This is a genomic window from Streptosporangium sp. NPDC020072, assembly GCF_040631445.1.
Classification (GTDB): Bacteria; Actinomycetota; Actinomycetes; order Streptosporangiales; family Streptosporangiaceae; genus Streptosporangium.
On record NZ_JBEYAB010000007.1, the window covers coordinates 23,658 to 49,756 of the forward strand.

The 26,099-nt window shown below is 69.6% G+C and carries 28 protein-coding genes; 21 read left to right on the forward strand and 7 right to left on the reverse strand.

Translation table 11 applies throughout. The features are described from left to right. Nucleotides 1-148: 148 nt before the first annotated feature. Nucleotides 149-778 carry a TetR/AcrR family transcriptional regulator gene (locus tag ABZ470_RS17625; protein WP_362912201.1) on the reverse strand — a complete coding sequence of 210 codons (630 nt, stop codon included), beginning with the start codon at nt 776-778 and terminating at the stop codon, nt 149-151. 220 nt (nt 779-998) lie between these two features. Between ABZ470_RS17625 and ABZ470_RS17630 the strand changes: the two genes are divergently transcribed. The 6 genes from ABZ470_RS17630 to ABZ470_RS17655 all read left to right on the forward strand — a co-directional run bounded on the left by ABZ470_RS17630 (nt 999) and on the right by ABZ470_RS17655 (nt 6,567). Beyond that, on the forward strand, nt 999-2,192 hold the full coding sequence (locus ABZ470_RS17630; RefSeq protein ID WP_352011198.1) for a cytochrome P450: 1,194 nt from the start codon (nt 999-1,001) through the stop codon (nt 2,190-2,192). 90 nt (nt 2,193-2,282) lie between these two features. Beyond that, nucleotides 2,283-3,254 (forward strand): asparaginase, encoded by a 972-nt coding sequence (locus tag ABZ470_RS17635; protein WP_362912203.1) that lies wholly within the window; start codon nt 2,283-2,285, stop codon nt 3,252-3,254. A gap of 50 nt (nt 3,255-3,304) precedes the next feature. Further along, nucleotides 3,305-4,258, forward strand: a complete 954-nt coding sequence (locus tag ABZ470_RS17640; protein WP_362912205.1) for a DMT family transporter — start codon at nt 3,305-3,307, stop codon at nt 4,256-4,258. Nucleotides 4,259-4,327: 69 nt separating this feature from the next. Further along, complete coding sequence (locus tag ABZ470_RS17645) at nt 4,328-4,948, forward strand: cyclodeaminase/cyclohydrolase family protein (RefSeq protein ID WP_362912207.1); 621 nt, start codon at nt 4,328-4,330, stop codon at nt 4,946-4,948. Continuing rightward, nucleotides 4,945-5,838 carry a bifunctional 5,10-methylenetetrahydrofolate dehydrogenase/5,10-methenyltetrahydrofolate cyclohydrolase gene (locus tag ABZ470_RS17650; RefSeq protein ID WP_352011194.1) on the forward strand — a complete coding sequence of 298 codons (894 nt, stop codon included), beginning with the start codon at nt 4,945-4,947 and terminating at the stop codon, nt 5,836-5,838. Before ABZ470_RS17645 ends, ABZ470_RS17650 begins: the two co-directional genes overlap by 4 nt. Before the next feature lie 243 nt (nt 5,839-6,081). Beyond that, complete coding sequence (locus ABZ470_RS17655) at nt 6,082-6,567, forward strand: hypothetical protein (protein WP_362912209.1); 486 nt, start codon at nt 6,082-6,084, stop codon at nt 6,565-6,567. Between the two features lie 266 nt (nt 6,568-6,833). On the opposite strand, the gene ABZ470_RS17660 is transcribed toward ABZ470_RS17655, so the two are convergent. Continuing rightward, complete coding sequence (locus ABZ470_RS17660; RefSeq protein ID WP_362912211.1) at nt 6,834-7,595, reverse strand: ankyrin repeat domain-containing protein; 762 nt, start codon at nt 7,593-7,595, stop codon at nt 6,834-6,836. 169 nt (nt 7,596-7,764) lie between these two features. Here ABZ470_RS17660 and ABZ470_RS17665 point away from each other — a divergent pair, with 169 nt between their 5' ends. After that, a complete protein-coding gene (locus ABZ470_RS17665; RefSeq protein ID WP_362912213.1) occupies nt 7,765-8,196 on the forward strand; it encodes an Rrf2 family transcriptional regulator in 432 nt (143 codons plus the stop codon). Nucleotides 8,197-8,311: 115 nt separating this feature from the next. On the opposite strand, the gene ABZ470_RS17670 is transcribed toward ABZ470_RS17665, so the two are convergent. After that, the gene (locus ABZ470_RS17670; protein WP_362912215.1) at nt 8,312-8,821 is read right to left on the reverse strand and encodes a VOC family protein; all 510 of its coding nucleotides are present in this window, start codon (nt 8,819-8,821) and stop codon (nt 8,312-8,314) included. 75 nt (nt 8,822-8,896) lie between these two features. On the opposite strand from ABZ470_RS17670, the gene ABZ470_RS17675 reads away from it, so the two are divergent. The 6 genes from ABZ470_RS17675 to ABZ470_RS17700 all read left to right on the forward strand — a co-directional run bounded on the left by ABZ470_RS17675 (nt 8,897) and on the right by ABZ470_RS17700 (nt 13,807). Beyond that, a complete protein-coding gene (locus tag ABZ470_RS17675; RefSeq protein ID WP_352011189.1) occupies nt 8,897-9,343 on the forward strand; it encodes a MarR family transcriptional regulator in 447 nt (148 codons plus the stop codon). 169 nt (nt 9,344-9,512) lie between these two features. Next, nucleotides 9,513-9,734, forward strand: a complete 222-nt coding sequence (locus ABZ470_RS17680; protein ID WP_352011188.1) for a hypothetical protein — start codon at nt 9,513-9,515, stop codon at nt 9,732-9,734. A 223-nt stretch (nt 9,735-9,957) separates the two neighbouring features. Then, nucleotides 9,958-10,620: a DUF998 domain-containing protein gene (locus ABZ470_RS17685; protein WP_362781636.1), complete on the forward strand. Its 663-nt coding sequence runs from the start codon at nt 9,958-9,960 to the stop codon at nt 10,618-10,620. A gap of 143 nt (nt 10,621-10,763) precedes the next feature. After that, the gene (locus tag ABZ470_RS17690; protein WP_352011186.1) at nt 10,764-12,977 is read left to right on the forward strand and encodes a nitrate- and nitrite sensing domain-containing protein; all 2,214 of its coding nucleotides are present in this window, start codon (nt 10,764-10,766) and stop codon (nt 12,975-12,977) included. Nucleotides 12,978-13,043: 66 nt separating this feature from the next. Continuing rightward, complete coding sequence (locus ABZ470_RS17695; RefSeq protein ID WP_184725372.1) at nt 13,044-13,433, forward strand: roadblock/LC7 domain-containing protein; 390 nt, start codon at nt 13,044-13,046, stop codon at nt 13,431-13,433. Continuing rightward, nucleotides 13,430-13,807 carry a DUF742 domain-containing protein gene (locus ABZ470_RS17700; RefSeq protein ID WP_352011185.1) on the forward strand — a complete coding sequence of 126 codons (378 nt, stop codon included), beginning with the start codon at nt 13,430-13,432 and terminating at the stop codon, nt 13,805-13,807. The genes ABZ470_RS17695 and ABZ470_RS17700 overlap by 4 nt, the downstream gene beginning before the upstream one ends. 276 nt (nt 13,808-14,083) lie before the next feature. On the opposite strand, the gene ABZ470_RS17705 is transcribed toward ABZ470_RS17700, so the two are convergent. Continuing rightward, on the reverse strand, nt 14,084-14,584 hold the full coding sequence (locus ABZ470_RS17705) for a DUF6010 family protein (protein ID WP_362912218.1): 501 nt from the start codon (nt 14,582-14,584) through the stop codon (nt 14,084-14,086). Between the two features lie 147 nt (nt 14,585-14,731). Here ABZ470_RS17705 and ABZ470_RS17710 point away from each other — a divergent pair, with 147 nt between their 5' ends. Beyond that, nucleotides 14,732-15,349 (forward strand): DUF6461 domain-containing protein, encoded by a 618-nt coding sequence (locus tag ABZ470_RS17710; protein ID WP_362912220.1) that lies wholly within the window; start codon nt 14,732-14,734, stop codon nt 15,347-15,349. Between the two features lie 465 nt (nt 15,350-15,814). Here the strand turns inward: ABZ470_RS17710 and ABZ470_RS17715 are convergent, their stop codons facing one another. After that, nucleotides 15,815-16,378, reverse strand: a complete 564-nt coding sequence (locus ABZ470_RS17715) for a GNAT family N-acetyltransferase (protein WP_362912222.1) — start codon at nt 16,376-16,378, stop codon at nt 15,815-15,817. After that, entirely contained in the window at nt 16,375-17,670 is a 1,296-nt protein-coding gene (locus ABZ470_RS17720) for a helix-turn-helix transcriptional regulator (RefSeq protein ID WP_362912224.1), read from the reverse strand. Before ABZ470_RS17720 ends, ABZ470_RS17715 begins: the two co-directional genes overlap by 4 nt. A gap of 290 nt (nt 17,671-17,960) precedes the next feature. Between ABZ470_RS17720 and ABZ470_RS17725 the strand changes: the two genes are divergently transcribed. The 6 genes from ABZ470_RS17725 to ABZ470_RS17750 all read left to right on the forward strand — a co-directional run bounded on the left by ABZ470_RS17725 (nt 17,961) and on the right by ABZ470_RS17750 (nt 23,984). Further along, entirely contained in the window at nt 17,961-18,317 is a 357-nt protein-coding gene (locus tag ABZ470_RS17725; protein ID WP_362912226.1) for a hypothetical protein, read from the forward strand. Beyond that, entirely contained in the window at nt 18,314-18,652 is a 339-nt protein-coding gene (locus ABZ470_RS17730; protein WP_362912228.1) for a hypothetical protein, read from the forward strand. The genes ABZ470_RS17725 and ABZ470_RS17730 overlap by 4 nt, the downstream gene beginning before the upstream one ends. Beyond that, nucleotides 18,649-19,002, forward strand: coding sequence for a hypothetical protein (locus ABZ470_RS17735; RefSeq protein ID WP_362912230.1), 354 nt, complete (start codon nt 18,649-18,651; stop codon nt 19,000-19,002). Before ABZ470_RS17730 ends, ABZ470_RS17735 begins: the two co-directional genes overlap by 4 nt. 271 nt (nt 19,003-19,273) lie before the next feature. Continuing rightward, entirely contained in the window at nt 19,274-19,504 is a 231-nt protein-coding gene (locus tag ABZ470_RS17740; RefSeq protein WP_352011176.1) for a BldC family transcriptional regulator, read from the forward strand. A 302-nt stretch (nt 19,505-19,806) separates the two neighbouring features. Then, complete coding sequence (locus tag ABZ470_RS17745; protein WP_362912232.1) at nt 19,807-21,834, forward strand: serine/threonine-protein kinase; 2,028 nt, start codon at nt 19,807-19,809, stop codon at nt 21,832-21,834. A 185-nt stretch (nt 21,835-22,019) separates the two neighbouring features. Beyond that, nucleotides 22,020-23,984, forward strand: coding sequence for an FHA domain-containing protein (locus ABZ470_RS17750; protein ID WP_362912234.1), 1,965 nt, complete (start codon nt 22,020-22,022; stop codon nt 23,982-23,984). A gap of 101 nt (nt 23,985-24,085) precedes the next feature. Here the strand turns inward: ABZ470_RS17750 and ABZ470_RS17755 are convergent, their stop codons facing one another. Next, nucleotides 24,086-25,087 carry an RNA polymerase subunit sigma-70 gene (locus ABZ470_RS17755; RefSeq protein ID WP_362912236.1) on the reverse strand — a complete coding sequence of 334 codons (1,002 nt, stop codon included), beginning with the start codon at nt 25,085-25,087 and terminating at the stop codon, nt 24,086-24,088. 413 nt (nt 25,088-25,500) lie between these two features. Between ABZ470_RS17755 and ABZ470_RS17760 the strand changes: the two genes are divergently transcribed. Beyond that, on the forward strand, nt 25,501-25,917 hold the full coding sequence (locus ABZ470_RS17760; RefSeq protein ID WP_362912238.1) for a hypothetical protein: 417 nt from the start codon (nt 25,501-25,503) through the stop codon (nt 25,915-25,917). Nucleotides 25,918-26,099 lie beyond the last annotated feature (182 nt).

Sequence of the window (26,099 nt, forward strand, 5' to 3'; positions counted from 1 at the left end):
CGCGGGGGCCGCGGGGGAGCGCCGGAGGAACGCGCAAGAAGGCACCGAAGAGGGTGCGGTCCAGGCTGTACGGTTCCCCGGCACGCCCAGGTGTTACACCGTTATTTCGGGACGTTCCTGAAATTTCCCGTCCGTTGGTGAAACGTTCTCAGGATTCGGGGAGCCGCAGCATGCGGTCGACCAACTGGTGGAGATGGGCCCGCAGGCGGGGCTTCGTCCTGGGGTTGTCCGGATCGGGTGGATCGGGCGGGGCCAGGGCCTCGCCGTGCAGGAAGCCGTACATGCTCCAGGCCAGCGTCCGCACCAGCAGGTCCAGGTCGGTGTCCCCCTCGATGAGCCCGTCCCTGACGGCGGCGCGCAGCGCGTCCCGGGTGAGGTTGATGATCGGGATGGCGTACCGCTGTTCCAGGTCGGGGATGTCGGCGGCGTCGCCGAGCCAGCGGTGCATCCACAGCGCCGGGATCTGCGGGTTGGACAGGCACAGCTCCAGGTAGTCGTCCACGAGGGCGTGCATGGCCTCGGCGACCCCGGCGGCGTCGCGGGCGGGCAACGACGCCAGCGCCCCCTCGACGACGGTCCGCTGGGCCCGGCTCGTCCGCTCGATGACGGCGAGGTAGAGCGCGCGTTTGTCGCCGAACGTCTCGTGCAGCCATTCGAGGTCGAAGCCCATGGCCTCTGCCAGTCCCTGCAGGGTGGTGCCGTCATACCCGAACGCGGCGAAAAGCCGGGTCGCGAACTCTATGACCGCCTCGCTCTGCTGCTCATCCGCAGAAGTCATGGTTCGATTCAAGTCGTTGTCGCAGGTGGACGTAGCTAAGCGCCGGTTTTGGGGTGGTCAAACCTGTGTGCGCAATGGTCAGGCGTCCCACCGGTCCCGGGGCGGGCGACGCCGGGTGAAAAAATACTGCATCGAACGCTTATCTTCATGGGTTGCAATTTTTCTCTCAGTGAGGTTTTGTGGAGGCGAACATGCGCGTCCCACTTCGAAGGAGCACGCTGTGCACAAAGCCGATCTCGGCCCCGTGACCCTCTCCGTGGCTCGTCACGACACCTTCGATCCACCTCCTGAGCTGGCTGTCTGGCGCCAGGAGGCCCCGATCCGCCGCATGACCTACGCCGACGGCCACATCGGCTGGCTGGCGACGAGCCACTCGGCCGTCCGCGCGATCCTGGCCGACAACCGCTTCAGCAGCCGGGTCGAGGCCCAGCACCCGGCGCTGCCGCACATGGTCGAACAGCGGCAGCTTCCGATGCCCGCCGGTTTCTTCCTGCGGATGGACCCGCCGGACCACACCCGCCTGCGGCGGCTGCTGACCGGCCAGTTCACCGTGCGCAGGATGCGGCAGCTCGAACCGAGGATCGAGAAGATCGTCGCCGCGCGGCTGGACGAGATGGAGCGTCAGGGGGCGCCCGCCGACCTGGTGAGCGCGTTCGCGCTGCCCATCCCCTCGCTGGTGATCTGCGAGCTGCTCGGTGTCCCCTACACCGACCACGACCGCTTCCAGCACGACTCGGCGGTGATCGTCAGCCGGGAGGAGTCGAAGGAGAGCAAGCTGGCGGCGGTGACCGACCTGCTGACCTTCCTGCACGAACTGGTGCTCAGCAAGCGCGCGAAGCCGACCGACGACCTGCTCGGCGGCCTGGCGGAGAGCGACGAGCTGACGGACGACGAGATCACCGGGATCGCCCTGCTCCTGCTGGTCGCCGGGCACGAGACGACGGCGAACATGATCGCGCTCGGTACCTACACGCTGCTGTGCAACCCCCCGCAGCTGGCGGCGCTGCGTGCCGACCCCTCCCTGGCGGCGGGGGCCGCCGAGGAGCTGCTGCGCTATCTGAGCATCATCGACTTCACGGTCAGGGGCGCCGTCGAGGACGTGGAGATCGAGGGGCAGACGATCAGGGCCGGTGAGACGGTGACGGTCTCGCTGCCCGCGGCCAACCGCGACCCCGAGCGCTTCGAGCGGCCGGACGACTTCGACGTCTTCCGGCAGTCGGGCGGACACCTGTCCTTCGGCCACGGCATCCACCAGTGCCTGGGCCAGCAGCTCGCCCGCAACGAGATGCGCATCGCCATCCCGGCCCTGCTCGAACGGCTGCCCGGCCTGCGCCTCGCCGTACCGGCCGAGGAGGTGCCGATGCGCTCCGACATGGCCATCTACGGCGTGCACCGGCTGCCGGTCGCCTGGTAGAAACCGAATGACCCCATAGATAACCCCATATGGGGTTATCTATGGGCTATAAAGGCTGTGGACAGTTCGGAGAACCGAAGGGACCGTGCGGTGGGGCGTGTGCTGCTGCTGGCGACCGGCGACACCATCGCCTACTCGACCGATCCCCGCAGCCCAGGGGTGGCCTCGGGCGCGCGGCTCCTCGAAACACTGCCGCCCGGCACGCTCACGGCCGAGGTGGTGGCCGAGGACGTCCAGGCGGAGCCGAGCTGGGACATGTCCCCCTCGACCATGCTGCTGCTCGCCCGCAAGGCCCGGGAGGCCGTTCTCGACCGGGGCTTCGACGGTGTCGTGATCACCCACGGTCTCGACACCGTCGAGGAGACGGCCTTCCTCACCGACCTGCTCGCCGGGCGGGCCGCGCACCACGGCGCGATCGTCCTGACCGGCGCGACGCGACCCTTCGACGCCCTGTCGCCGGACGGCCCGCGCAACCTGGCCTCCTCCCTGGCCGCCGCGGCCGACCCGGCGTTGTGCGGCGTGGGCGCCGTCGTGTGCGTCAACGACGAACTGCACGCCGCCCGCTGGGTCACCATGACCGACGCGACGGGCGTGTGCGCCATGTCCTCCGCCCCCGAACCGGTGCTCGGCCACGTGCACGGGGGACAGGCCGTGATCTCCACGCTCCCACCGGGCAGGCCGCCGACGGTCGCGGGCGACCCGGAGACGGACGTCGCCCTGGTCAAGACCTACCCGGGCATGGACACCGCGGCGCTCACCGCCCTCGTGGACGCGGGCGTCAGGGGCGTCGTGATCGAGGGAACCGGTGCGGGGAACATACCGGTCAGCCTGCTCACCGCGATCGACGAGCTGACCGGGTGGGGCATCCCGGTGGTCGTCACCTCCCGCGCCCGCACCCGCAGGGCGCCCCTCGACGAACTGGGCCTGGGCGCCGTCCTGGCCGCCAAGGTGGGCGCGGTCGGCGCGTACGGCCTCAGCCCGGCCAAGGCGCGCGTCGCGCTGATGGTCGCCCTCGGAACGGGCGGCGTTGACGCGGTGCGCGACTGGTTCGCCAGACTTTGAGCAGGGAAACTTAGATGTGGAGTGAAATGTCCACATCCTAGGGTTCGGGTATGGAACAGACCGCTGGTTCGGGTACGGGGCAGATCACTACATCGGACGACCGGATCGACCGCCGGGCACTGGCCGCGGCGGGGGTCACCGTACTGCTGTGGGCCTCCGCCTTCGTCGCCATCCGCGACGCCGCCCAGTACTTCGGCCCCGGAGCCCTGGCCCTCGGTCGCCTGCTCGCGGGCTCGGCCGTACTCCTCGTCATCTGGCTTGCGCGCGGCGGGGGACTGCCGTCCCGGGGTGCCTGGCCCGGCATCCTGGGCTCGGGCGTGCTGTGGTTCGGCCTCTACATGGTCGCCCTGAACTGGGGCGAGCACGAGGTGGACGCCGGAACCGCGGCCATGCTCGTCAACATCGGCCCCATCCTGATCGCGCTCCTCGGCGGCTGGATGCTGCGGGAGGGCTTCCCGCGCCGTCTGCTGGCCGGGATGGCGGTCTCCTTCGCGGGGGCCGCCGTGGTCGGGGTCTCCATGTCGGGCGCGGGCCGCGCCTCGATCCTGGGCGTCCTGCTGTGCCTGCTCGCCGCCGTGACGTACGCCGCCGGGGTGGTCTGCCAGAAGCCGGCCCTCAGGCACGGCTCCGCCATTCAGGTCACCACCTTCGGCTGTCTCGTCGGCACCGTGGTCTGCCTGCCGTTCGCCGGGCAGCTGGTCGAGCAGGTCGCCGCCGCCCCACCGGCCGCCACGCTGAACGTCGTCTACCTGGGCGTCTTCCCGACGGCCCTGGCCTTCACCACCTGGGCCTACGCGCTGGCCCGCACCACCGCGGGGAAGATGGGCGCGACCACCTACATCGTCCCCGCCCTGGTGGTCCTGATGGCCTGGGCGGTGCTCGGCGAGGTACCTGGCTGGCTGACCCTGGCCGGCGGCCTGCTGTGCCTGGCGGGCGTCGCCGTCTCCCGAGGCGGCCCGCGTGCCACCACCCCGTCCTCGGTGCGGGCGGTACGGTCCCGGTAACGTGTCAGCCCGTTGCGTGATCCACGGGGACGGGGGGCGCACCCGCCCCGGGTGACTCGGGAGGCGCGGATGCGAGACCAGACGATCGGTGACTTTCTGCGGAGCCTGGCGGCCCGGGTACCCGCCCCCGGCGGGGGAGCCGGCGCGGCCCTGCACGCCGCGCAGGCCGCCGCGCTGCTGGGCATGGTCGCCCGCTACAGCGACGGCCCCAAGCAGGCCGGGCACGAGCGGCTGATCGGGCGGATCCTGACGGAGGCCGACACGCTGCGGGAACGCGCGCTCGAACTCGCCGAGGAGGACGCGGCGGCGTTCACCGCGGTCACCGACGCCTACCGGCTGCCGAAGGAGACCGACCAGGAGCGTACGGCCCGCTCGGCGGCGATCGCCGGAGCGCTGGCCGCTGCGGCCGGGCCACCCGCGGAGACCGTGGACGTCGCGCGCCGCCTGGTCGAGCTGGCCGGGGAACTGCTGCCCGTCGGCAACCGCAACGTCATCACCGACGTGGCCGCCGCCGCCGAGGCGGCCAGGGCCGCCGCGACCACGGCCAGGGTCAACGTCGAGATCAACCTCGGGGGCATCCGGGACGAGGCGGTCCGCGCCGAACTGGCCGGAAGGATCGCCGGGGTCGACGCCCTGGCCGCCGACGCCGACCGGGTCACCGCGACCGTCCGCGAGGAGATCAGCCGATGAGTACTGAGGGTCTGTCGGGTGCGGGGAGTTCGGCGGGTTCGGCGCGGGAGCTGTCCGGGCGGGGGCTCGCCACGGCCATCCGGACCGACGCGACGGAGCGGGCGGCGGCCCTCGCCGCCCGGGGACGCCCGGCGCGCCTGGCCGTCGTCACGGCCACCGACGACGAGGCCAGCGCCTGGTACGTGCGCTCCATCGTGAACGCCGCACGCAAGGTGGGCATCGAGTGCGAGGTCGCCGATCTCGGTCCGAGGGCCGGGGCGGGCGAGATCCGCGACCGTCTTGAGGCGCTGAGCGCCGACGAGTGGGTGAGCGGGATCATCCTGCAGACCCCGCTGCCGAAGGGGACGAAACTGGAGGACCTGGCCTCGGCCATCGTCCCCGCCAAGGACGTCGACGGCGCCAACCCGCTCTCCCTCGGTCGCCTGGCCGCCGGACTGCCCGCCTTCGCGCCCGCGACCGCCGAGGCGGTGGTCAGGCTCCTCGACCACCACGGCGTCCCGCTCGCGGGCCGGCACGCGGTCGTGGTCGGCCGCTCGACGGTGGTCGGCAAGCCCGCCGCCCACCTGCTGCTCGACCGCGACGCCACGGTGACCGTGTGCCACTCGCGGACCGCCGACCTGGCCGCGGTCACCTCGGCGGCCGACGTCCTGGTCGCGGCCGTCGGCCGGATCGGGCTCGTCACCCCCGACCACGTACGGCCCGGCGCGGTGGTCGTGGACGTGGGCACGAACCAGACCGAGGACGGCGGCCTCGCGGGCGACGTCGATCCCGCCGTGGCGACCAGGGCCTCGGCGCTGACACCCGTGCCGGGAGGCGTGGGACCGGTGACCACCGCCCTCCTGCTGGCCCACACGGTCCAGGCCGCGGAGACGCTGACCGAAGGCCGGTGACTCCTTCGGCCCTCACACCAAGTGACGGCCGTCGACGCGCGTGCCCCCGTTCAGGCCGGAACCGGGTGACGATCCCGGGCCCGGTGGAATGGGCCGACTCCGCGCCCGTCAGTACCGCGATTGGTTTTGTCCAGGTGGCGAATCGGGGTTCCAGACAATCCGTCGGCCGCTGACACTGGCCCCTGCCTGCCGTTATCCGCCCGGCGGGCCGACCTTTCCAGGCGACCGACAGGAGACATCCTGATGAGAAAACCAACCATCGTGGACGCGCCGACGACGGGCGCCGCGGCCGTGAACGTCGAATCCGGAATCCGGTCGGGGCGCAGGTCCTTCGGTGCCGGACCTTTCCGCGTCGCGTTCGTCACCCTCGTGGCGGGAGTACTCGCGCTCACGGTCACGCAGGGCACCGCACTGGCCGGAGACAACCTGGCTCGATGCCTTTCCGGGCAGGTCTGCCTCTATGAGGGCAGCCTGGCGGACAACGACATGGTCGACTCGTCCTACGGCACGCTGAGCCACTACGGATTGAAAGCGAACACGTCCTACTACGTCGTCAACAACGGAAACGCGAAGCGCGGACTCGACCACTACTACTTCGAACACGCGGGGAAGACCAAGTGCCTGCACTTCAACGTGGGGACGACCCTCAACCAGGGGTCGTGGGTGTATTTGCGCTCATCCCTCTACCAAATCCTGTCCGACCAGCGGTGGGGCGGCGAATGCCCCTAGACCTGCCGGTCTCCTCGCAGGGCGGAAGCGGCCGGACGCAAGATAGTCCGACGCGGCGGTCGTGACCGTCTGTGTTCTCGGAGTGGCGGTGCGGGCGGAGTTCACCAGGGCGGTGGACTCCGCCCGCACCGTCAGGATCCTCATGGCGCGTGAACGGTGCGTGAGACGAGACGCCCGGTGCGCGGCGCGGCCGAACCGCTGACCACCCGATGTCCCGCCGGAGCCCCTCGCGTTCTTCGCCGGGATGAGCCCGTACGGCCGGCGGGTCATGAGGCCGTACGGGTTCGCAGGAGGTCGAGGATCTCGGCCTGGCCGGTGCCCGTGCGTGACTCCGAGCGCGGGGCGCCGGTGGCGTCGTGCACCTCGACCACGAGCAGCGCGTCCCCTCCCTCGGCCTCCTCCCGGCGGACGGTGATCCGCGCCCCGGGAGGGGCGTGTTCCGTGGCCCGCGCGAGGGCCTCGGCCTCGACGTCGTGCCCGGCGCGCAGTTCGGCGAGTTCGGCCGGGCGCCGCCCCTGACCGTCGGGCAGCTCCGGATCGGCGCCGCCGTCGAGCAGCGCCCTGACGACGGCCGCCGCGCCGTACGTCACGGCACGGCAGAGGGCGGTGCCGCCCGCGGAGTCGCGGACGCCGGAATCGGCGCCCCGGGCGAGCAGGGCCTCGACGACGGCCAGGTGCCCACCGGCCACGGCCCAGTGCAGGGCCGTCATCGCGTTCTCCTCGGCGTGCTCCCGCTGGTCGGGGTCGGCGCCGCCGTCGAGCAGCGCGGTCACCGTCTCGGCGTGTCCCCAGGACGCGGCGGCGCACAGCGGGAGCCCCTCGTGCTCGCCCCCGCTCTCAAGGCCGGGGTCGGCTCCGGCCGCCAGGAGCCGCCGCGTGATGCCCGCGTCCCCGTGCACGGCGGCGCGGTAGAGGGCCGTGGAGCCGTACGGATCGGGTGTGTCCGGGGCCAGGCCGTCGTCGAGTAGCCGCCCGACCGTCTCGGCGTCCCCGGTCGCCGCGGCCGTCACCAGTCGCTCCCCTGTCATGCGGTTCATTGTGCGTGGCGAAGTGTCCGTGATCTATGGGTTTTCCCGGTGATGATCTCCATTTCTGACTGTGGCGATAATTCATGGTTAACCCATAGAGATAGTAGATTTATTGAGCCCCGCCCAGAGGTCGCCGATCATCGGTTCACGTCATCGGGAGGATCTTCGGATGCATGTCACGGCCCGCAGTGACTACGCCATACGCGCGATGCTGGTGATCGCGGCCCATGACCCGGCCTCGGTCACCGCGGAGACGCTGGCCCGGGCTCAGAAGATCCCGCCGAGCTTCCTGAGGGGCATCCTGACCGACCTGCGGCGGGCCAACCTCGTCTTCGCCCAGCGGGGCAACGAGGGTGGGTTCACGCTGGCCAGGAGGGCGGAGGCCGTCTTCGTCGGCGACATCCTGCGGGCGGTCGGCGGCGGCTTCACCTCGGTGCGGGGCTTCTCGACGGCCGACATCGTCTACTTCGGCGAGGCGGTGCCGCTGCGCGCCGTCTGGCTGGACGTCGAGGCCTCCATCGGGGCCGTGGTGGACAGCGTCAGCCTCGCCACCCTCCTGGAGTCCCAGGGGGCCGAGGTCCCGCGGCGGCAGACGGCCTGAGGGACGGGTGCCGGGCGCGCCGTCACCGCGCTTTCCGTGCCGGGTTCCCTGACGGACCGGGGCATGCCGGCAGCGCCGGAACCCGACCCTGGACGTCGGCCGGGCCCTCCGTGTCTCAGACGGGGATGGAGACTCCGAGGCCGCCCTGGGTCTGCGCGCCGTAGCGCTCCTTCTCCCTGGCGAGGTCGAGGGGCCTGATGCGGCTGCGGCCCTGCATCGTCTCCTCGGTGATCAGGTCGGCGGGCACGAGCCAGGACACCTCGAACTCGATCCCGTCGGGGTCCTTGGCGTACAGGGCCTTGGTGGTCGAGTGGTCGGAGGCGCCCACGAGGGAGTTCATCTCGGTGAGCTTGACCGCGATGCGCTCAAGCTCCTGGAGGGTGTCGACCTCCCAGGCGAGGTGGTAGAGCCCGACGGTCGTCCGCCCGGCGCCGGAGGGGCCCGCCTGGGCGCCGATCTCGAACAGGCCGAGGTCGTGGTCGTTGCTCGATCCGGGGGCCTGCAGGAACGCCGAGCCCTGGCCGCCCATGACGACCCGGAAGTCGAGGGCCTCCCGGTAGAAGGCGACGCTGCGCTCGACGTCGCGAACGAACAGGACGGCGTGGTTGAGCCGCTGGACCGGCATGTTTCCTCCCCGAAAAACTTTAACTCTCAAGTACACTATCCCCGTATGCTTGAAAGTTCAAGTAAAGTGGGCCTCGTGACCAGATGGCTTGACGACGAAGAGCAACGCGCGTGGCGCGCTTTCATGGGGGCCTCACAGTTCATCCACGAGGAACTGGACCGCCAGCTGCAACGCGACTCAAGTATGCCGCACACCTACTACATCATCCTGGTGAAGTTGTCCGAGGCGAAGGATCGCAGGATGCGGATGAGCGATCTGGCCACCGAGCTCAACTCCTCGCAGAGCAGGCTCTCACACGCGGTGTCCCGTCTTGAGGAGAGGGGCTGGGTACGGCGCGTGCCCTGCGCCGCCGACCGCCGCGTCAGCTGGGCCGAGCTCACCGACGAGGGGTTCGCCGCGCTCACCGCCGCCGCCCCCGGCCACGTCGAGGCCGTGCGGCGCGTGCTGTTCGACCGGGTCGACTCCGAGCAGGTCAAGCGGCTCATGGAGATCTGCTCCGCGGTGCTCGACGACCGGGGGTGAACCTCCTCGCCGGTCCGGCGACACGCCCGCCGTGCCGTACGGCCCGGTCCGGTCGAGGCGCTGGAAGGGGCGGGGAACAGAAGGAGAATCCAGCCGGGTCCGTCCCCGTCCCGGGGCCGTCCGTCGTACCGTTTCCCCCGACCGATCGGCTCAACAGGGGGATGCGGAGATGGCGGAGAGTTCTCTGAGGCGGGCGAACGGTGAGCACGAGGCGAACCGCGCGCTCTTCGGAACCGTCCACGAGGTGGCGGTCCGGTACGCGGGGGCCGACGTCTCCCAGGTGATCGCCGTCCTGCGCGGCAGGCTCGCCGGGGTGCCGGGAATGGACGACCACGGCATCCGCAGGATCGCGGAGGAGATCAGCGTCGGCCGGGACCCGTCCGGGCTGTAGACCAGGGTGGGCCGTCCCGCCTCCGCCCACAGGCGGCACGGGGCGGCCCTTTCCGTCCACAGGCCTGTGGATGACTTTCCCCAGCTGGTATGGGGTTTCCACAGGGTGTGCGGAGTGGTTGTCCACAGCCTGTGCACAACGAGCCGGGATCAGGGGCGGCTCAGGGTCGGATCAGGGGCGGCGCCGGATGTGTCAGGGGCCCCTTCCGGGACAGTCTTGGGGCATGCTCGCGTTGAGAAGGCTCTACCCGCTGGTCGCCTGCGCCGGAATCGCGGTGGCCGTCGGGTCCATGGTCGTGGGACAGGTCGTCGCGACCACCCACTCCGACCCGTTCGCCCTGACGATCGGCGAGTACGCCGCGGTCGAGGGCAACGGGACGACCGAGCTGGCCATGATCTCACTGGCGGTCGCCTCCCTCGCGCTGGTCGCGGGACTGCGGGCGGCCAGGGCCCCGCTGGGGACGGCGGTCGAACGTCTGCTCGCGGTGTGGAGCGGCGCCCTGACCGTCATGGCGTTCGTGCCCGCGGGCGTTCCCGGCTCGGCGGGCGCCCTGGACGACTGGATGCGGGACCAGGTGCACGGCTACGCCTCGGCGGTGGCGTTCGTCGCGCTGCCCGTCGCGGGCGCGCTGATGGTCACGCGCCTCGGGGAGGACGAGCGGTGGAAGGCGGTGGCCAGGCCGGTCGAGTGGCTGGCGCTGGCCTGCGGCTTCGGGCTGGTCGCGGTCACCTACGTGGCGCTCCCCGGCGACCGCGTCTTCATCGGGCTGGCCGAGTGGGTGCTGCTCGCCGCCGAGATCGCCCTGGTCGCGGTGCTCGCCGTACGGCTGGCGCACCTGAGCCGGGCCGGGAGGACCGCCCGCGCGTCCCAGGCCGCCCTCGGCTGACTTGTCACTTTGCTTTACTAATTCATGACATGTCACAAATAGGATACGAATACACAGGCTTGTCAGTGCTATCCTCGTCGGCGATCTAGAGGTCGTCCGGAGCCCCCCACTTCGGCGCTCCGGGACCGAACCGATGAGGTGACATGGCATCGAGCAGACCCATCAGGTTCAAGATCTCGGCACTCCTGGCGATCCCGATCATCTCGCTGCTCGCCCTGTGGGGATTCGCGGCCACCGTGACGGTCGGCGACTCGATGAGCCTGCTCACGGTCTCCACGCTGTACGACACGGTCGGCAAACCCGGTGACGAGCTGAACAACGCCCTGCAGCACGAACACCTGCTCTCGGCCGAGTACCTCGCCTCCCGCACGGACTCGGCCAGGTCGGCCCTGGCCGTACAGCGGAACATCACCAACCAGGCACGCCAGCGCTTCCGCGAGCGGACGAACACCGAGTCGGCCAAGTCCGCGATGACCCCCGACATGCGCATCCGGTTCAACGAGGTGATGACCCGGATCAACGCCCTCGACGGGACCCGCGTCAAGGTGGACGGCGGCAGGATCGGCCTCGTCGGCCTCTCCAGGGACTTCTCCCTGGTGCCCGACGCGCTGAACCGGCTGTCGAGCATCATGAGCCTCAACAACGACCTGCCGCTCTTCCAGCAGTCACGAAGCCTCGGCATGGTCAGCTACGCCAAGGACCTGATGAGCCGCGAGCGGGCGCTGGCCGCCGGGGTGCTGGGCCTGGGCCGCCCGATGTCGCCGAGTGAGCTGCAGCTGTTCAACCAGCTCGCCACCAACCGGGTCTTCCTTCTCGAACAGGCCCTGCCCGACCTGGAGCCGAGGCTGCGCCTGCCGTTCGCCGGGATGATGACCTCGACGATCTACACCAGGTACACCGGCTTCGAGGAGACCATCCAGGAGGGGGAGCTCATCCCCGCCACCGAGTGGCGCTCGGCGGGTGACGACCTGGAGGCCGTCTACGAGCGGGCGCTGACCGCCGTCACCCTCTCCCTGGCCGACCGGGCGGCCCCGTCCGCCGCGACGACGTTCACCAGGGCGGGAATCGCGGGCGCGCTCGGCCTCGTCGCCGTCGTCGCCTCGCTGCTGGTCTCCTACCGGGTCGGCAGCGGGCTCACCCGTGAGCTCGCCGGGGTGCGCAGGGCCGCCATGGAGGTGGCCGAGGTGCGCCTGCCCCGCGTCATGGAGAAGCTCCGCAGGGGCGAGCCGGTGGACGTCGGTGTCGAGGCGCCGCCGCTCGAACCGCTGGGCAGCACGGCGGAGGTCCACGACGTGGCCGCCGCCTTCGACAGCGTCCAGCAGCGCGCCATGCAGTCGGCCGTCGACCAGGCCAAGCTGCGCGAGGGCGTCGCCCAGTCCTTCCGCAACCTCGCCAGGCGCAGCCAGTCCCTGCTGCAGCGTCAGCTCAAACTGCTCGACGGGATGCAGAAGCAGGCCGAGGACCCCGCCGCCCTGGAGAACCTCTTCCTGCTCGACCACCTGACCACCCGCATGCGCCGCCACGCCGAGGGCCTGGTCATCCTGTCCGGCGGGGCCTCCGGCCGTAAGTGGCGCTCCTCCGTCCTGATGGAGGACGTGCTGCGCGGCGCCGCCGCCCAGGTCGAGGACTACGCCCGGGTGCGGGTCTACCCCATGTCGGGCACCACCCTGATCGGCAGCGCGGTCGCGGACATGATGCACCTGTTCGCCGAGATCATCGAGAACGCCACCGTCTTCTCCCCTCCCGGAGGGGAGGTGTCGATCCGCGGTGAGCTGGTCGGCCGCGGGTTCGCGATCGAGATCGAGGACCGGGGCCTGGGCATGACCGCCGAGAAGCGGGCCTCCATCAACGAGCGCCTGGCCAGCCCGCCCGAGTTCGACCCGTCGGAGACCGACCGCCTCGGGTTCGCGGTCGTCGGCCTGCTCGCCGCCCGCTACGGGGTCAACGTGACGCTGCGGCCCTCGCCGTACGGCGGGACCGGGGTGGTCATCCTGCTTCCCGAGCACCTCCTGGGAGACCCGGAGCCCGTCGAGCCGGTCGTGCCGCTCAGGGCCGAGCACATGCCGCCGGTCGCCGCGCTGCCCCCGGTGTCCGCGGAGCCCCGGTTCACCGAACCGGTGCTGCCGGTCCCCGCGGACCTGTGGAAGTCGTCGGTACGGCGCGGCACCGGGTTGCCCCGCAGGGTCCGCCAGGCGAACCTCTCACCGGGCCTGCGCCAGGACGACCAGCGCCAGGAGAACGACCAGACCTCAGGCGCCACCGAGCGCTCGCCCGAGGAGGCTCGGGCGCTGCTGAACTCCTTCCAGTCGGGATGGCGGCGCGGACGCGCCGAGAGCGAGGACGGCGGTGCCGAATGATGAGCTGGGGTAGTGAACCGAGGATCGCACCGAGTGTGATCGTCACAGGGGAAGGGGTTTGAGCACGTGCCGGGTGAGCTTTATTGGCTTCTGGATGACTTCGTCACGAGTGTGGCGGACGTCTCCCACGCGCTGATCCTGTCGAACGACGGGTTGATGATGGCCTCCTCCCGAGGTCTGAGCAAGGAGGACGCCGACCACCTGTCGGCCGTCGCCTCCGGCTTCCAGAGCCTCGCCAAGGGGACAAGCATGCAGTTCGGCGGCGGCGCCGTACGGCAGACCATGGTGGAGATGGACTCGGCGTTCCTCTTCGTCACCTCGGCGGGCCAGGGCAGCTGTCTCGCCGTCATGACCAGCGGCGCCGCGGACGTGGGCCTCATCGCCTACGAGATGGCCCGCCTCGTGACCCGTGTCGGCCAGCATCTGGCCACCGCACCCCGGGTGGCGGGCCAATGAGCGACGACGTCGAGTGGGTCGACGAGGAGGCCGGGCCCGTCGTCCGTCCCTACGCGCTGACCGGCGGCCGGACCGCGACCTCGACGTCCTCGTCCGCGTTCGACCTGCTGTCCATGGTGGTCGCCAACGGCTCGGTGATCTCTGCGGGCTCACACCTGGGCTCGGAGCACCGGCGGTTGCTCGGCCTGATGAAGCGCACCAGGCCCATCGTCGAGGTCGCCTCTGAGTCGGGCCTGCCGATCGGCGTGATCAAGGTCCTCCTCGGCGACCTGCTCGACCAGGGGTTGATCCTCGTGCGCTCCCCGCTTCCCGCCAACACCTCTCCCGCGGAGGGGCTGCTGCGAGAGGTGATCAGCGGCCTGCGGGCCTTGTAACGTCCTTCCCGTACGGCCCGGCGGGGGTGGGGTGGCCGGCCGTACGACCCAGGACGACTTCGGAGGCCCCGTGCACCGTCGGAGGGCACGGGGAAAGCTCCTCCCGGCTTCTCAGGTCTTTTCGGGCTACGCCCTGAACGCGCAGACCAGGGTGGTCAGCCCACCCCGTCGATAAAGATGGTCACACCGGGACGACTAACGCGCCCTGAGTGACAGGCTTCCTCCGGTCACAGTCCGCCTCCTCGAAGAGCGGGACTCCTTGAGAACGCGACGGCCTCAGCCCCGGGTTCCCGCCTCCTCGGGTGACCTGACGCCCTTCGCGAAACCGCCACGGTGGGCGCGGTAGGCCAGGTAACCGGCGACCAGCAGGTCGTACAGCACGCAGGCCGTCGGAAGGTCGGTCAGCGGTGGCTCAAGATGACGGGGCACCACGACGTCCCACACCGGGTGCAGCACCCAGGCGGCCACCAGGAACCACGGCGACCGGAACACCCCCAGCAGGGCCAGTGCCACCACCACCCCGGACGCCGCGTACTCCACCCCGCCGCCGGCCAGGTAGGTCGGCGCGAGAATCCCCATGGTGACGGCGCTCCAGGCCGCCAGTTCGGTCCTGCCGGGCAACCGGCACAGCGCCAGGACGAGCACCACCCCCAACGGCGCCGCCGCCACCACGAGCAACCCGGCCCGCGCCACGGCCCCGATGGCGTACGACATCGCCACCATGACCACCACGACGTAGAGCGCCCACCCGGCCTTCACCCACACCCGTCCGCCCATACTCGGCCCTCCTGTCTTTACCTCAGGAGTCGTCGGCGACCGGGCCGGAGTTCCGGGAAGGTCTCACGCGTTTGGCCGGGTGCGCCGTACGCGGGCCGTACGGCCCTGAAAGGCCGGGCAGAATGATTCGCGGAGGAGGCTGAATCCGTGACGGCAGACGACCTGTATCAATTGCTCCGCTCGTACGATCCCAGTGACGTTTCGATGCAGCAGTTCCACGCCGTCTGGGTGGAGTCCATCCCTGTCGAGGAAGCGGTCGTCATTTTGAACGGCGATCCGGCCTCCGGGACGCGGGACGGTTTTCTCGGGTGGGGGACGGGTTCCGACGGAGGAGGCGAAGAGGCGGCAGGTCTGCTGGCAGGGCAGGTCGGTGACTGGATTCTGGTCATCGGTGACCACCGTTCCACGGAGGATGAAGCGCTGCTCGCGCTGTCACGATGTGGCAGGCGCGCTCTGGCCATCAGCTGGGATCTTCATGGTGAGAGCACCTTGAAATACGCCGAAGACGGGAAGCTGATCACGGTCATTGACATCTTCGACACCGGCGAACGGTCCGGTACCGATCCGAACGCCCTCGACCCGTACCTCTACGGTCTCCGTTTCAACATCGACGATGACATCCCAGGAGAACCCGCCGTCGAGCCCGGTGAAAGCCTCACATCCGCCCTGACCGCGATCGGCCGAATGGTCGGCCACCGCATCGACAGAGAATGGCTGGAGGCCACACACACCACGTATGTCGTGCCGACCGGCGACCCTGATTGACGGCCCCCTGGAGGGTTCCCCGACCCACCGGACGTCGGCCCCACCGTACTGGTGACCGTCCTGGCGATGGCCCTGAACGCCTTCCTCCTGTACACCCTGGCCTGGAGAGAACCCACCACCCCCTTCTTCGACCCCGGCTGGTGACCGTCCACAAGGCGGGGCGTTGTGGACCCTTCAGAGTGATGAGCGACGGGACCTGCGGGAGTGGTTGGCGTTCTGCAACGGCCGGTGGCGAACCCTTCAGGGTGATGAGCGACCCGAGGGTAAAGTCCCAGGTCGGGCCGGACGCTATGGAAGTGGGATGCGCGATTTCTGCAGCAGTCCGGCGGTAGTGCAGCGGTGCAGGTCAGAGCGTTGATCATCTTGAGGCCTGATCGGATCCACCAGTGCTTCCGGAGCGTACCTCTACAGAGCGGAAAACCGCGATCTCGGCCGGTCGGATCTGGTTGGTGCCGATGTCGACGGTCATTCATCGTCCTCAGGTGAGAGAGGGAGGATGAGCACGTCCATGAGGGGGGCGCCGGGCCAGCCGGGGCGGAGTCGGGCGACCTGCCGCCAGCCCCATCGGGTGTAGGCGCCGTAGGCGGTGGTGTTGTCCGGCCGTACCAGGAGCGTGGCACGCCGTTCGGTACGGGCAGCCAGGAGAGTGTCGTGCAGGGCACGGGCGATGCCCTGGCCGGTCCACGAACGCCGCACCATGATCTCCGACAGGGCGAAGGTGCGGGTGCCGTCCTCGTCGGCGAAGCCGGGCTCCGGTTCGGCCTCCAGGTTGTTCCACCACGCGCTCCCGGAGGTGAGCGCCCACCCCCACGCCTGCCCGACCGCCACACCGTCAACGTAAGCGAAGACGAGGTCGAACCCGTCACGGCTGGTGTAGGCGTCGAACCGGCGCAGGAACGCCTCATCGCTGGCGAACCCGTCTCCGGTGGCGATCTCCTCGGCGTAGGCGTCAAGGTGAATGTCGGCGACGAGATCGCGATACTGCCGGGCTCCGGCGGCATCCACCCGCTGGAAGGTCACGTTGGTCATGCTTCTCCTTGAGGTAGGACGAACTGCTGTCGGTAATCGAGCACCGCTGTACGGTTTTGCGCTTCAGCGGGAGCCACCTCGGCGACATGGGTTGCGATTCGCCTCACGAAGAGATTGGTGTTGGGGCCAAGCTCGGCCAAAATCCGGCGGGCATGTTCCAGTCCATCATCGACGTCGCCGTCCCGCGTCGCGAAGATCGCCTCATGCAGTCGCACTTGAATCCTTTGGCGAGGCCTCCTGGCAGGCTGTGCGGCGAATGCTTCCTGTTGTGCCTGTATGGCGCGAGGGTGACCGGACAGGGAGTAGACCAGGGATCGAGTATGCAATACCCGGAACAAGGGCCAGCCGTTCATGGACAACTGGTCCCGAGTGATGTGATCGGGCAAGGCGTCGTAAACATCGGCCTCCTGATTCAGAGCAGTGCAGGCCGAGGTGTGGTCACCGGCGAGAGCCAGGGCGTAAGCGCGGGCGGCAAGCGCTTGGGCGGTGGCCTGGCACGGTCGCCCCTTTGTCAGTTCCAGCGCGGTGTCCACCCTGGACAGCATCAGCGCCAGGGGGCGTTCCTCGTACAGGCCCTGAAGGGCTTCGGACGTATGCACCATCGCCGTCAACTGGTGATCGTCGGCCTGCTCGGCAGCGCGTCGCGCTGATGCCCACCAGAGGCGGGACTCCCGGCCGTACCCGGCTGAGCCGAGCGTGGCGGCCAGCAGGACCATGAAGCGCGCGTTGAGGCGCCTCCACTGACGGACCTCGTGGCTCAAGGCGCGCTCCATGGCCTGTTGGAAGGCCAGAAGATCCAGCGATAGGTCACGGATCATCATCGACGGTGACCGGGAAGCCCTTTGCAGGTCGTACTCCCACGCGGTCTCCTCCCACTCCGCCAGTTTGAAGGCTCCAGCGTCGCGATCTACGACCGTACGTAGCTGTTCCAGTCCTTCGAGGGGGACGACCGCGGAAACGCCTGCTCCTGCGATGCCTGCGAGAAGTGTGCGGCGTAGCAATTCACTCTCCTGTCCCGAGTCGCTGCTCGGGCCAGGATACGAAGCGGTCGTGTCTTTTCTGGACGGTGCTCTCTCCAGGATTTCCAGATCTACGCCGAGGACTTCCGCGAGGGCGGGAAGCCATGCGCCCGGCCTGACGCGGCCCTGTTCCCATCTGCCGACCTCATGCCGGGTGAGGGTGCAGGTGCCGGTGTGTGCGCACAGCCTTTCCGCCTCCTCCGCCTGCGTCATTCTGGCGGAGTTGCGGAGGTATTTCAGCAGGTCCGGAAGTGGCAGATCGGGTATTTCCACCAGGAGGTCCTTTTCGGTCAGCGTGTGGGCACGCTGTGGGCACGCGTGAGTGCCCCTCCATAGTGCCGTCAAATGGCAGATGCTGCTTGAGCCCGGCAACAAGTGAACGCGAACGGCGGAAGTCTCAGAGTATTCAGGCGCCAAATGACCCATTTAGCGTAGTAAAAGCCGGGTGGGCACTTCCTCAAAAAGAGTCCCAAAACGACCTTCCCAAGACCGCCCCGGCGACCCTCAGGGAGGTCGCCGCGTCGAAAACGCCCCCTGGGGCCACCTCACCCAAGGAGTCCGCTGTGTTCCCACTCGGTACGCCCATGGCCGACGCTCTGCGTCGGAAGGTCAGTGAGGGTTTCTACGACCCGAAGGCGCCGCAGTTGCGTCGGCTTCAGGGGTTGCTTGGCCGGTCGCGGGTGGAGGTGGTGTTCCGGTGTGATGACGGGGCTCCGTTGCTGGAGGTGCCCTCGATGGAGTTCGTGATCTGGACCGACCTTCGGGAGAAGGACTTCTTCTGGAAGTACCGGAACGAGCGGGCCCACCAGGTCCCGGTCGCGCAGGTGGAGGAGGCCGCCCGTCAGATCGTCGAGCATCTGGCCCGTCTCCCGGCCCCTGGGTTGAAGGGTGCCGCGTCGGCTGAGGGGGCGTCCTCGTGATCGGGTCATCTCGGCCGGGTGGACGGCATCGTGACGGGCGGCCGTACAGCCTGGTGCATCGGCGGGTGTGGGACGGCCCGGCCCGCGCGGAGGCCGAGAGCCTGGACCAGGCGTGGGCCGGGTGGACGGTGCTCTACAGCCTGGGGACGCGCCGGTTCTACGGGTTGTGTTCGTGGCCCTCCCCGCAGCCGGTGATCGTCAGCGACACCACCTCCGAGGGGTTGGAGCGGCGGATGCGTGAGGCCGAGGCGCTTCTGACCCTGCGGATGCCGACCGCTGAGGGGCGGCGACCGGCCGGGAGACGACGGTTGCGGTCGGCGAGGAGGGCGGCATGATGCCGGGGGTCGCGGATCCCAGCTGTGACAGTCTGCAGCGGGCTCATCCGGACTGGCTGGTCTTCCACAGTTCGCATTCCGGCCTGTGGAGCGCCTACCGAGGTGTCCTGCCCGGCAGGCCGTACGCCGGGGACGTGCTGTTGGTGCGGGCCGGGTCCGCCGAAGAACTGGATCGCAAGCTGGCCGCTCAGGTGTTCCCGGTGGTGCCGCCGAGCATTCAGGCCGTCGCCGTCGCCCGTGCTCTGCAGACCCGGGCCGCCCGGATCTCCCGGGCCGTTCAGGCCGTGTGTCCTGGCCAGGCCGTCGGGCCGGGTCGGTCTACGGCGTTGCGCAGACTGTTGCGCTCTTAAAGCTGGTACGGCGGGCGGAGGAAGTCATCCCACCCGCCGCCCCGCCGTACCCGTGAACGTGCGGCTCAGGTGGGAGGGACCTGGGCCGCACACCCTCGCAGGACGGCTCCCGCACACGCCGAGTGTGCTGGGGAAGAGGGAGCCGTCTGGCGCACCGGTCTTCCTATAAGGAAGGCCGGTCCTCCTCCAGGGTGCCCGGCCGCATGCTCCCCGGCTCGGGGCCGGGCACCCGCCCCCACCGCAGCCGCTACTGACCCCCATGGAGCCCTCCATGTCCCCACTCAAGGCCGTCGCCCCCGATGGCACCTTCATCACCGAGGCCGGAACGACCGAACGGCTTCTCACGCCCGGCGAGGTCGCCCGGATCTTCGGCGTGGACCCCAAGACCGTCAACCGGTGGGCGTTGACCGGCCGCATCCCCTCGGTGCGGACCCCCAGCAGGCAGCGACGCTACCGGGAGAACGACATCAGGGCTTTGCTGGACGGTTCCCAGGGCTCCTGACCGGCTGTCTCCACGAAATCACCCTCTCAATTCGGTTTGGTGATAAATCACATTTAGGAGGATAAAAAGCTATAAATCTCATGACGCGAGGTCCATACATCGTGTGCCGGTGTGGCCGTGGTGTACCGAGGATGTGATCCGGCTCGTATTGTTGCCCCGAGGAAAGTCGTCATGCGCGTCGGATTTGTCGGTCAAGTGTGTCTTTCGCAGATCATGATCGACGCGTTGTGAGGTTCCCGGCTGCGCGGCCGGATGGCTCCGTCGGGCGCCCGTTGGGCATCCGGCGGGAAAGGACGGTAGCGGTGCCCGACGCAGGACCGTTGAAGGCGACCGACCCCCGGCGCATCGGCGTCCACGACCTGCTCGGAGTGCTGGGCAGCGGCGGCCAGGGCACCGTCTACCTGGGCAGGGGCCCCTCCGGGCAGCAGGTGGCGGTGAAGGTCCTGCACGCGCGCGTGGTCGAGAACACCACCGAGATGCGGCGCTTCGAGCGCGAGGTCGCGCTGGCGCGGCAGGTGGCGGCCTTCTGCACCGCCACGGTCCTTGAGGCCGGGTTCAGCGAGGGACGGCCCTATCTGGTCAGCGAGTACGTGCCCGGCCCCTCCCTCCAGGAGCTGGTCGCCACCGACGGCCCCCGCACGGGAAGCGGCCTGGAACGGCTGGCGATCGCCACCGCGACCGCCCTCGACGCCATCCACCGGGCCGGGATCGTGCACCGCGACTTCAAGCCCACCAACGTGATCATGGGTCCCGAGGGGCCGGTCGTCATCGACTTCGGCATCGCCCGCATCCTGGAGGGCACCGACGCGACCACGGTCTCCGCGCTGGTCGGCACCCCCGCCTACCTGGCCCCGGAGCAACTGGCCAACCAGCCCGCCAGCGCGGCCTCCGACCTGTTCGCCTGGGCGGCGACCATGGTCTACGCGGCGACCGGCCGCCGGGCCTTCGCCGGTGAGCACGCCGCGGCGATCATGGGCACCATCCTCAACAGCGAACCCGACCTGGACGGGGTGCCCGAGCCGCTGCGCGCGCTGCTGGCCGCCTGCCTGGCCAAGGACCCCAGGGACCGCCCCGGGATCGGTGAGGTGCTGGCGATGCTGACCGGCCGCATTCCGGCGGAGCCGTACGAGATGGAGACCGTCACCGAGAGCCCCGCCCTCGCCCCGGACGGATCGGCGGTCTCCGGCGCGGTGACGCCGAATCCGGCGGCCGAGCGGGACATGATCTCCACCGGGGACCGGCCGGTACGGCGCTCCTTTCCGCGTGGCCGTGCCGGGTGGATCACCGCGGCGGCCGGTGTCGTGGCCGTCGTGCTCGGGGTGGTCTTCTGGCCCTTCTCAAGGGAGCCGGTGACGAGCGCGGCCCCGGCGACGGCGGCGGCGGTGGTGCCGGGTGTGGTCGGCACCCAGAGCGACGACATCTGGGCGGTCGCCGCCGCGCAGGTGGACGGGCGTCCGGTGGCGGTGACCGGCAGCGCGGACGACACGGCCCAGGTGTGGGACCTGACGACGCGCACGCCGGTCGGCGATCCGCTGCGCGGGCACACGGAGGACGTCAGCGCGGTCGCGATCGGGCAGGTGGACGGGCGTCCGGTGGCGGTGACCGGCAGCGCGGACGACACGGTCAGGGTCTGGGACCTGGTGACGCGCCAGCCGGTCGGCGACCCGATGAGGGGGCACACCGAGGACGTCTACGCGGTGGCGGTCACCCAGGTGGACGGACGTCCCGTGGCCGTCACGGGCAGCGGCGACGACACGGTCAGGGTGTGGGACCTGACCACCCGCCAACCCGTCGGCGAGCCGATGAAGGGGCACACCGAGGACATCTGGGCGGTCGCCGTCGGGCAGCTGAACGGACGCCCGGTCGCGGTGACCGGTGGGGTGGACGACACGATCCGGGTCTGGGACCTGACCACGCGCCGTCCCGTCGGGGAGCCGATCACAGGGCACACCGGTGACGTGTACGGCGTGGCGGTCACCCGGCTCGACGGCCGTCCCGTGGTGGTGAGCAGCAGCGAGGACGACACGGTCCGGGTGTGGGACCTGGCCACGCACCAGCCCGTGGGGCAGCCGATGGTCGGTCACACGGGCAACGTCACGTCGGTGGCGGTCGGGCAGGTGGGCGGCCGTACCGTCGCCGTCACCGGGAGCTGGGACAGGAGCGTCCGCCTGTGGGACCTGACCTCGCGCAGGCCCGTCGGCGAGCCGTTCACCGGGCACACCAGCACCGTCTACGGAGTGGCGGTCACGCGGATCGGAGGACGGGCCGTCGCGGTCAGCGGCAGCAGGGACACGGCCGTGCGGGTGTGGGACCTGGGACCCGCGTCCTGAAATTCCGCGCCATTTTTTCGATGTCCGAAAATGGAATTACCGGGAGCCCGAAACAAAGTTCGCAGGAGGCGCCGTAGGTGGGATGTGTCGGGTTTTTGTGGCTTTTCCTGTGTGGCGAAGCGTGACACGATAAACGATCAAAACGGTTTCTGCTGGAGATTCTTGACGGAGGGGAGTACGGCCCCATGCCGTATGCGATCGTCGGGCACGAAGGTCCTCTCACCGGACAGCGGTTCCTGATCGGCGAAGAGCCGGTGACCTTCGGCCGCCGGGGCGACAACAACGTGGTGATCACCAGCGAGCGGGCCTCGCGCTTCCACGCCGAGGTGCGCGCCCAGGGTGACGACTACGTGCTGCAGGACCGTGGAAGCCGCAACGGGACGCTGGTCAACGGCAGGAAGATCACCTCCCACGTGCTCCAGCCCGGCGACACGATCTCCATCGGGGGCGAGACGTTCCGTTTCGAGACGTTCGACGACCTGGAGACCGTCGTCGACGCCTCCATGCTCCCGACGGTCGTCAGGGCCGTGCCCGGCGTCGGGATGGGACAGGTCCTGCACGTCACGATCTCCGGCGGCGGGCCCGTCGGGCTGAGCCTCGCCCTGCTGCTCGAACACCTCATGGGACACCGGGTGTCCATCACGATGTACGACGGCCGCTGGACCCGGGACGGGGCGCGGATCGTGTGGCGGAACGCGGCCCAGGGCAACAACCGGCGCCAGCAGGTGGTGACCGTACAGAGCCGCCAGTATCTCAACCTGCCCGAGGACGTCCAGGAACGGCTGTTCACCACCGGCTCCTACAGCGAGATGTGGCCGGCGGGTCCCGACTCGATCCGCGGCTACAGCCCGCGCAACATCCGGATCGCCCACGTCGAGGACGTGCTCCTCGACATGGTGAACGAGAAGGCCGACCGCATCCGGCTGATCCCCGAGAACCTCGACCCGGTCGCACACCGCGACGGCATCGCGCAGGACCACGTGCTGGCCATCTGCGAAGGCGGGCGTTCCCGGACCCGCGAACACTTCGGCGACAGGTTCGGACAGGCCGACAAGTCGATCTACTCGCTGGACGGTCACCACGTCCAGGACGTGGTGCTCGGCATCCGCGTGAAGTCCGACCTGCCCGACCCCATGATCGTCCTGCTGACCGTGGCCCAGAACCGCTTCCTGCTCAACTCGCTGCGCGGCGAGGGGTTCCTGAACGTTCGCCTCACCGACGCCGAGGCCAAGGAGGTCATCGGCATCGACCCCATCCGGCAGGTGTTCGAGGAGTGCATCGCCTCCAACCCCTGCCTGATGGAGCGGACGGAGAGCGGTGACTTCCACTGCTCGACGCACCAGACGCTGTTCCTGCCCGCCCTGATCAGGGGCTCGGCGCTGTGGAGGCGGGTGCAGGAGGGGCTGACCCTCTTCGGCATCACCGAGGACAACGTGAGCGCCGTCACCGGTTTCCGGCTGGACATGGTGCAGCGGCCCCGCTTCACCTCCCGGCTGTTCTTCCCGACCTCGACCACCCCGGGCACGTACGGCTTCCTCCTGGGGGACGCGGCCAACGCGATCCACTTCTGGCCGGGACGCGGGCTCAACAGCGGACTGGCCTCGGCCATCTCGCTGGCGCGCTCGCTCAACCGCAACTGGCGGGGCAGGCCGTTCCGCGACGCCGACTTCGTCCGCCACGAGGCCGCGATGTCGATGCTGCAGTACCGGCACAAGAGCCGCGCCTGGAACGCGATGGTGGCCGCCGACGAGCAGGGGGTCACCCGGGCCATCAAGGACAAGATCGCCCAGGGCCTCGAAGAGGGCGCCGCCGGGGTGGACAGGAACGCCGACATCGACGTCCTGATGGACCGGCTGCGCCAGATCCGGTCCCGCCTGGCCCCGAGAATCCCCGGTATGCCCGACGACGCGGCCCTGCTGGAGCGGCTGAGCGAGCTGCGGAGCGAGACCGTACGGTCCCTGGTGGTCAGCGGCGCCTGGGACACGCTGACGGTCGGGGGTGAGGAGGTGGACATCGACATCTTCGACACCCCGGTCCCGGCGGAGCCGTCCCCCGCCGACGCGACCCTGTTCGTGAGGCCCACCACGACGGCACCGCACGACCTCTCGGGAACCACGGGCCCCCAACCGGTCCACAACGAGGCGGAGTGAGAGGCCACCCCCCGCGCGTGGGGGGTGGCCCCACGCATGAGGAACGAGGGCGGAGGTCACGTCGGTGCCCTTCCCCGTGAGATCGTCAACCGGTCCGGGCGCTACTCCGTACCGTCCGCAGGAAGGCGCTCCGGCAGCCCGAGTCGTGGGAACCGGTCGTCGTGGAACGTGAAGATCTCGGTGATCGCCCCGCCGGTGACGCGCAGGACGTCGATCGTCAGCGGCAGGTACGCGCCCTCCCGCTCCCGCCAGAGGTAGAAGGCGACGGCGGGCTGCCGGTTCACGGAGGTGGGGACGGCACGTAGGCGCCCCATGCCCTCGAAGCCGCTCTCGGCCCAGCCGTTCACCACCGTTTCGCGGCCGACGTACAGGCCCGGCGTGGGCGGCATCGAGTAGCGGACGTCGTCCCGCAGCAGTGCGGCGAGCCCGTCGATGTCCGTGGCCACGCTGGCGTCGGTGTAGCGGCGCACCAGCTCGCGGGTCCCGGCGTCCTCCTCCTCACCGCCGGTCCAGTCCTGCCGCTCGGCGGGCAGGTGCTCCCGCATTCCGGCGCGGGCCCGCTGTAGTGCGCTGTTCACGGAGTTGACGGAGTCCCCGAGGAGTGCCGCGACGTCCTTCGCCGGCCAGCCGAGCACGTCCCGAAGGATCAGCGCGGCCCGAGGGCGCGGCGCGAGGTGCTGGATCGCGACCAGGTACGCCAGTTCGATCGTCTCCCGTGCGACGGCGGCGGTCTCCGGCTCGTCCGCGTCGCCCGCGGGCAACTCGTCGAGCAGCCGGTCCGGGTAGGGCTGAAGCCACAACGCCTCGCCACCGGTCGCGGGCTCCGGGCGGCACCTGGCGAGCAGGTCCAGGCAGGCGTTGGTGGCGATCCGGTACAGCCAGGCCCGGAACGTCGACCGTCCCTCGAAGGTCTCCCGCCGCCGCCAGGCACGCAGGAACGTCTCCTGCACGGTGTCCTCGGCGTCCTCGAACGACCCGAGCATCCGGTAGCAGTGCACATGCAGCTCCCGCCGGTGCCGCTCCGCCAGTCCCGAGAACGCGGGCTCGTCGACCTCGCCCAGACCGCTCACGCCCAGCTCCTCCAGCAGCGTTCCCACACTCATCACGTCATCCTTCCGCCTCGTCGTGTCCCGTCGTAGGTATGACGGGTTCGGGCGCGACAACTCATCACCGCGGACACGGCGAGGAGGACGTGGGCGGCCATGAAGACTGGAACTCGCGGCCGTACGCGCCGGGACGTCTGAGGGGAACAGAGGATGAATGAACGATGTCCATTCGGTGTCCGAAAGCGCGGTGCCGTACGGGGTGGAATGGGATGATTGTTCGCTGAAGGAGGGAAATTCCAGAAGGGGGCAATCTGGCCTGGAAGTGGGTTATTTGATGATCTAGATATGTGGTGAATGCTCCACAAAGCGCTCAAGTCGGGACATCGTGCTATCCCTTTTTTGTGGGGTGGTTCGGTGGAAGAATCTGATTTATCGTGGCAAGTGATAATAAGGCGCAATAGGAGCGACACATGGATCCGCTTGTGCTGGCCGCGGGGACGGCGTTGGTGACGGCCATGGCCACCGACGCCTGGCAGGACGCCCGCGCCGGGGTGGTCGCGCTGTGGCGGCGCTTCCGCCCCGAACAGGCCGAGGTCGTCGAGGGTGAACTGGTCGAGGCCCACGCCGAACTGCTGACGGCGCGACAGGCGGGGGACGTCGAGACCGAGCGGGCACTGGCCGGTCTCTGGCAGGTACGGCTGGCGCACCTGCTGAGAGAGGCCCCCGAGTCGGCCGCCGAACTGAGACGCCTCCTCGACGAGGAACTGACCCCGCTGTTGTCGGTCACGGAGCAGACCCGGATCGGTTCGATCGTCATGAAGGCGATCGCCCGCGACCGGGAACGCCTTTATCAGACGGCCCGGAACCAGCACGTCAACGAGTGCTGAACGGAATTCCCTTGGGGCGGCACGCCCGGCCGCACGACCATCTCCCCGAAACGCCGCTTGGACCGCTGGTATCCGACGGAACGAGACCACTACATTCACGTCGGCTCCGACCGGAATGGCACATGGTGGTACGGCGCAGGGAAACCCTGTGGAACGACCGATCGGCTGACGGCCGCACCGCC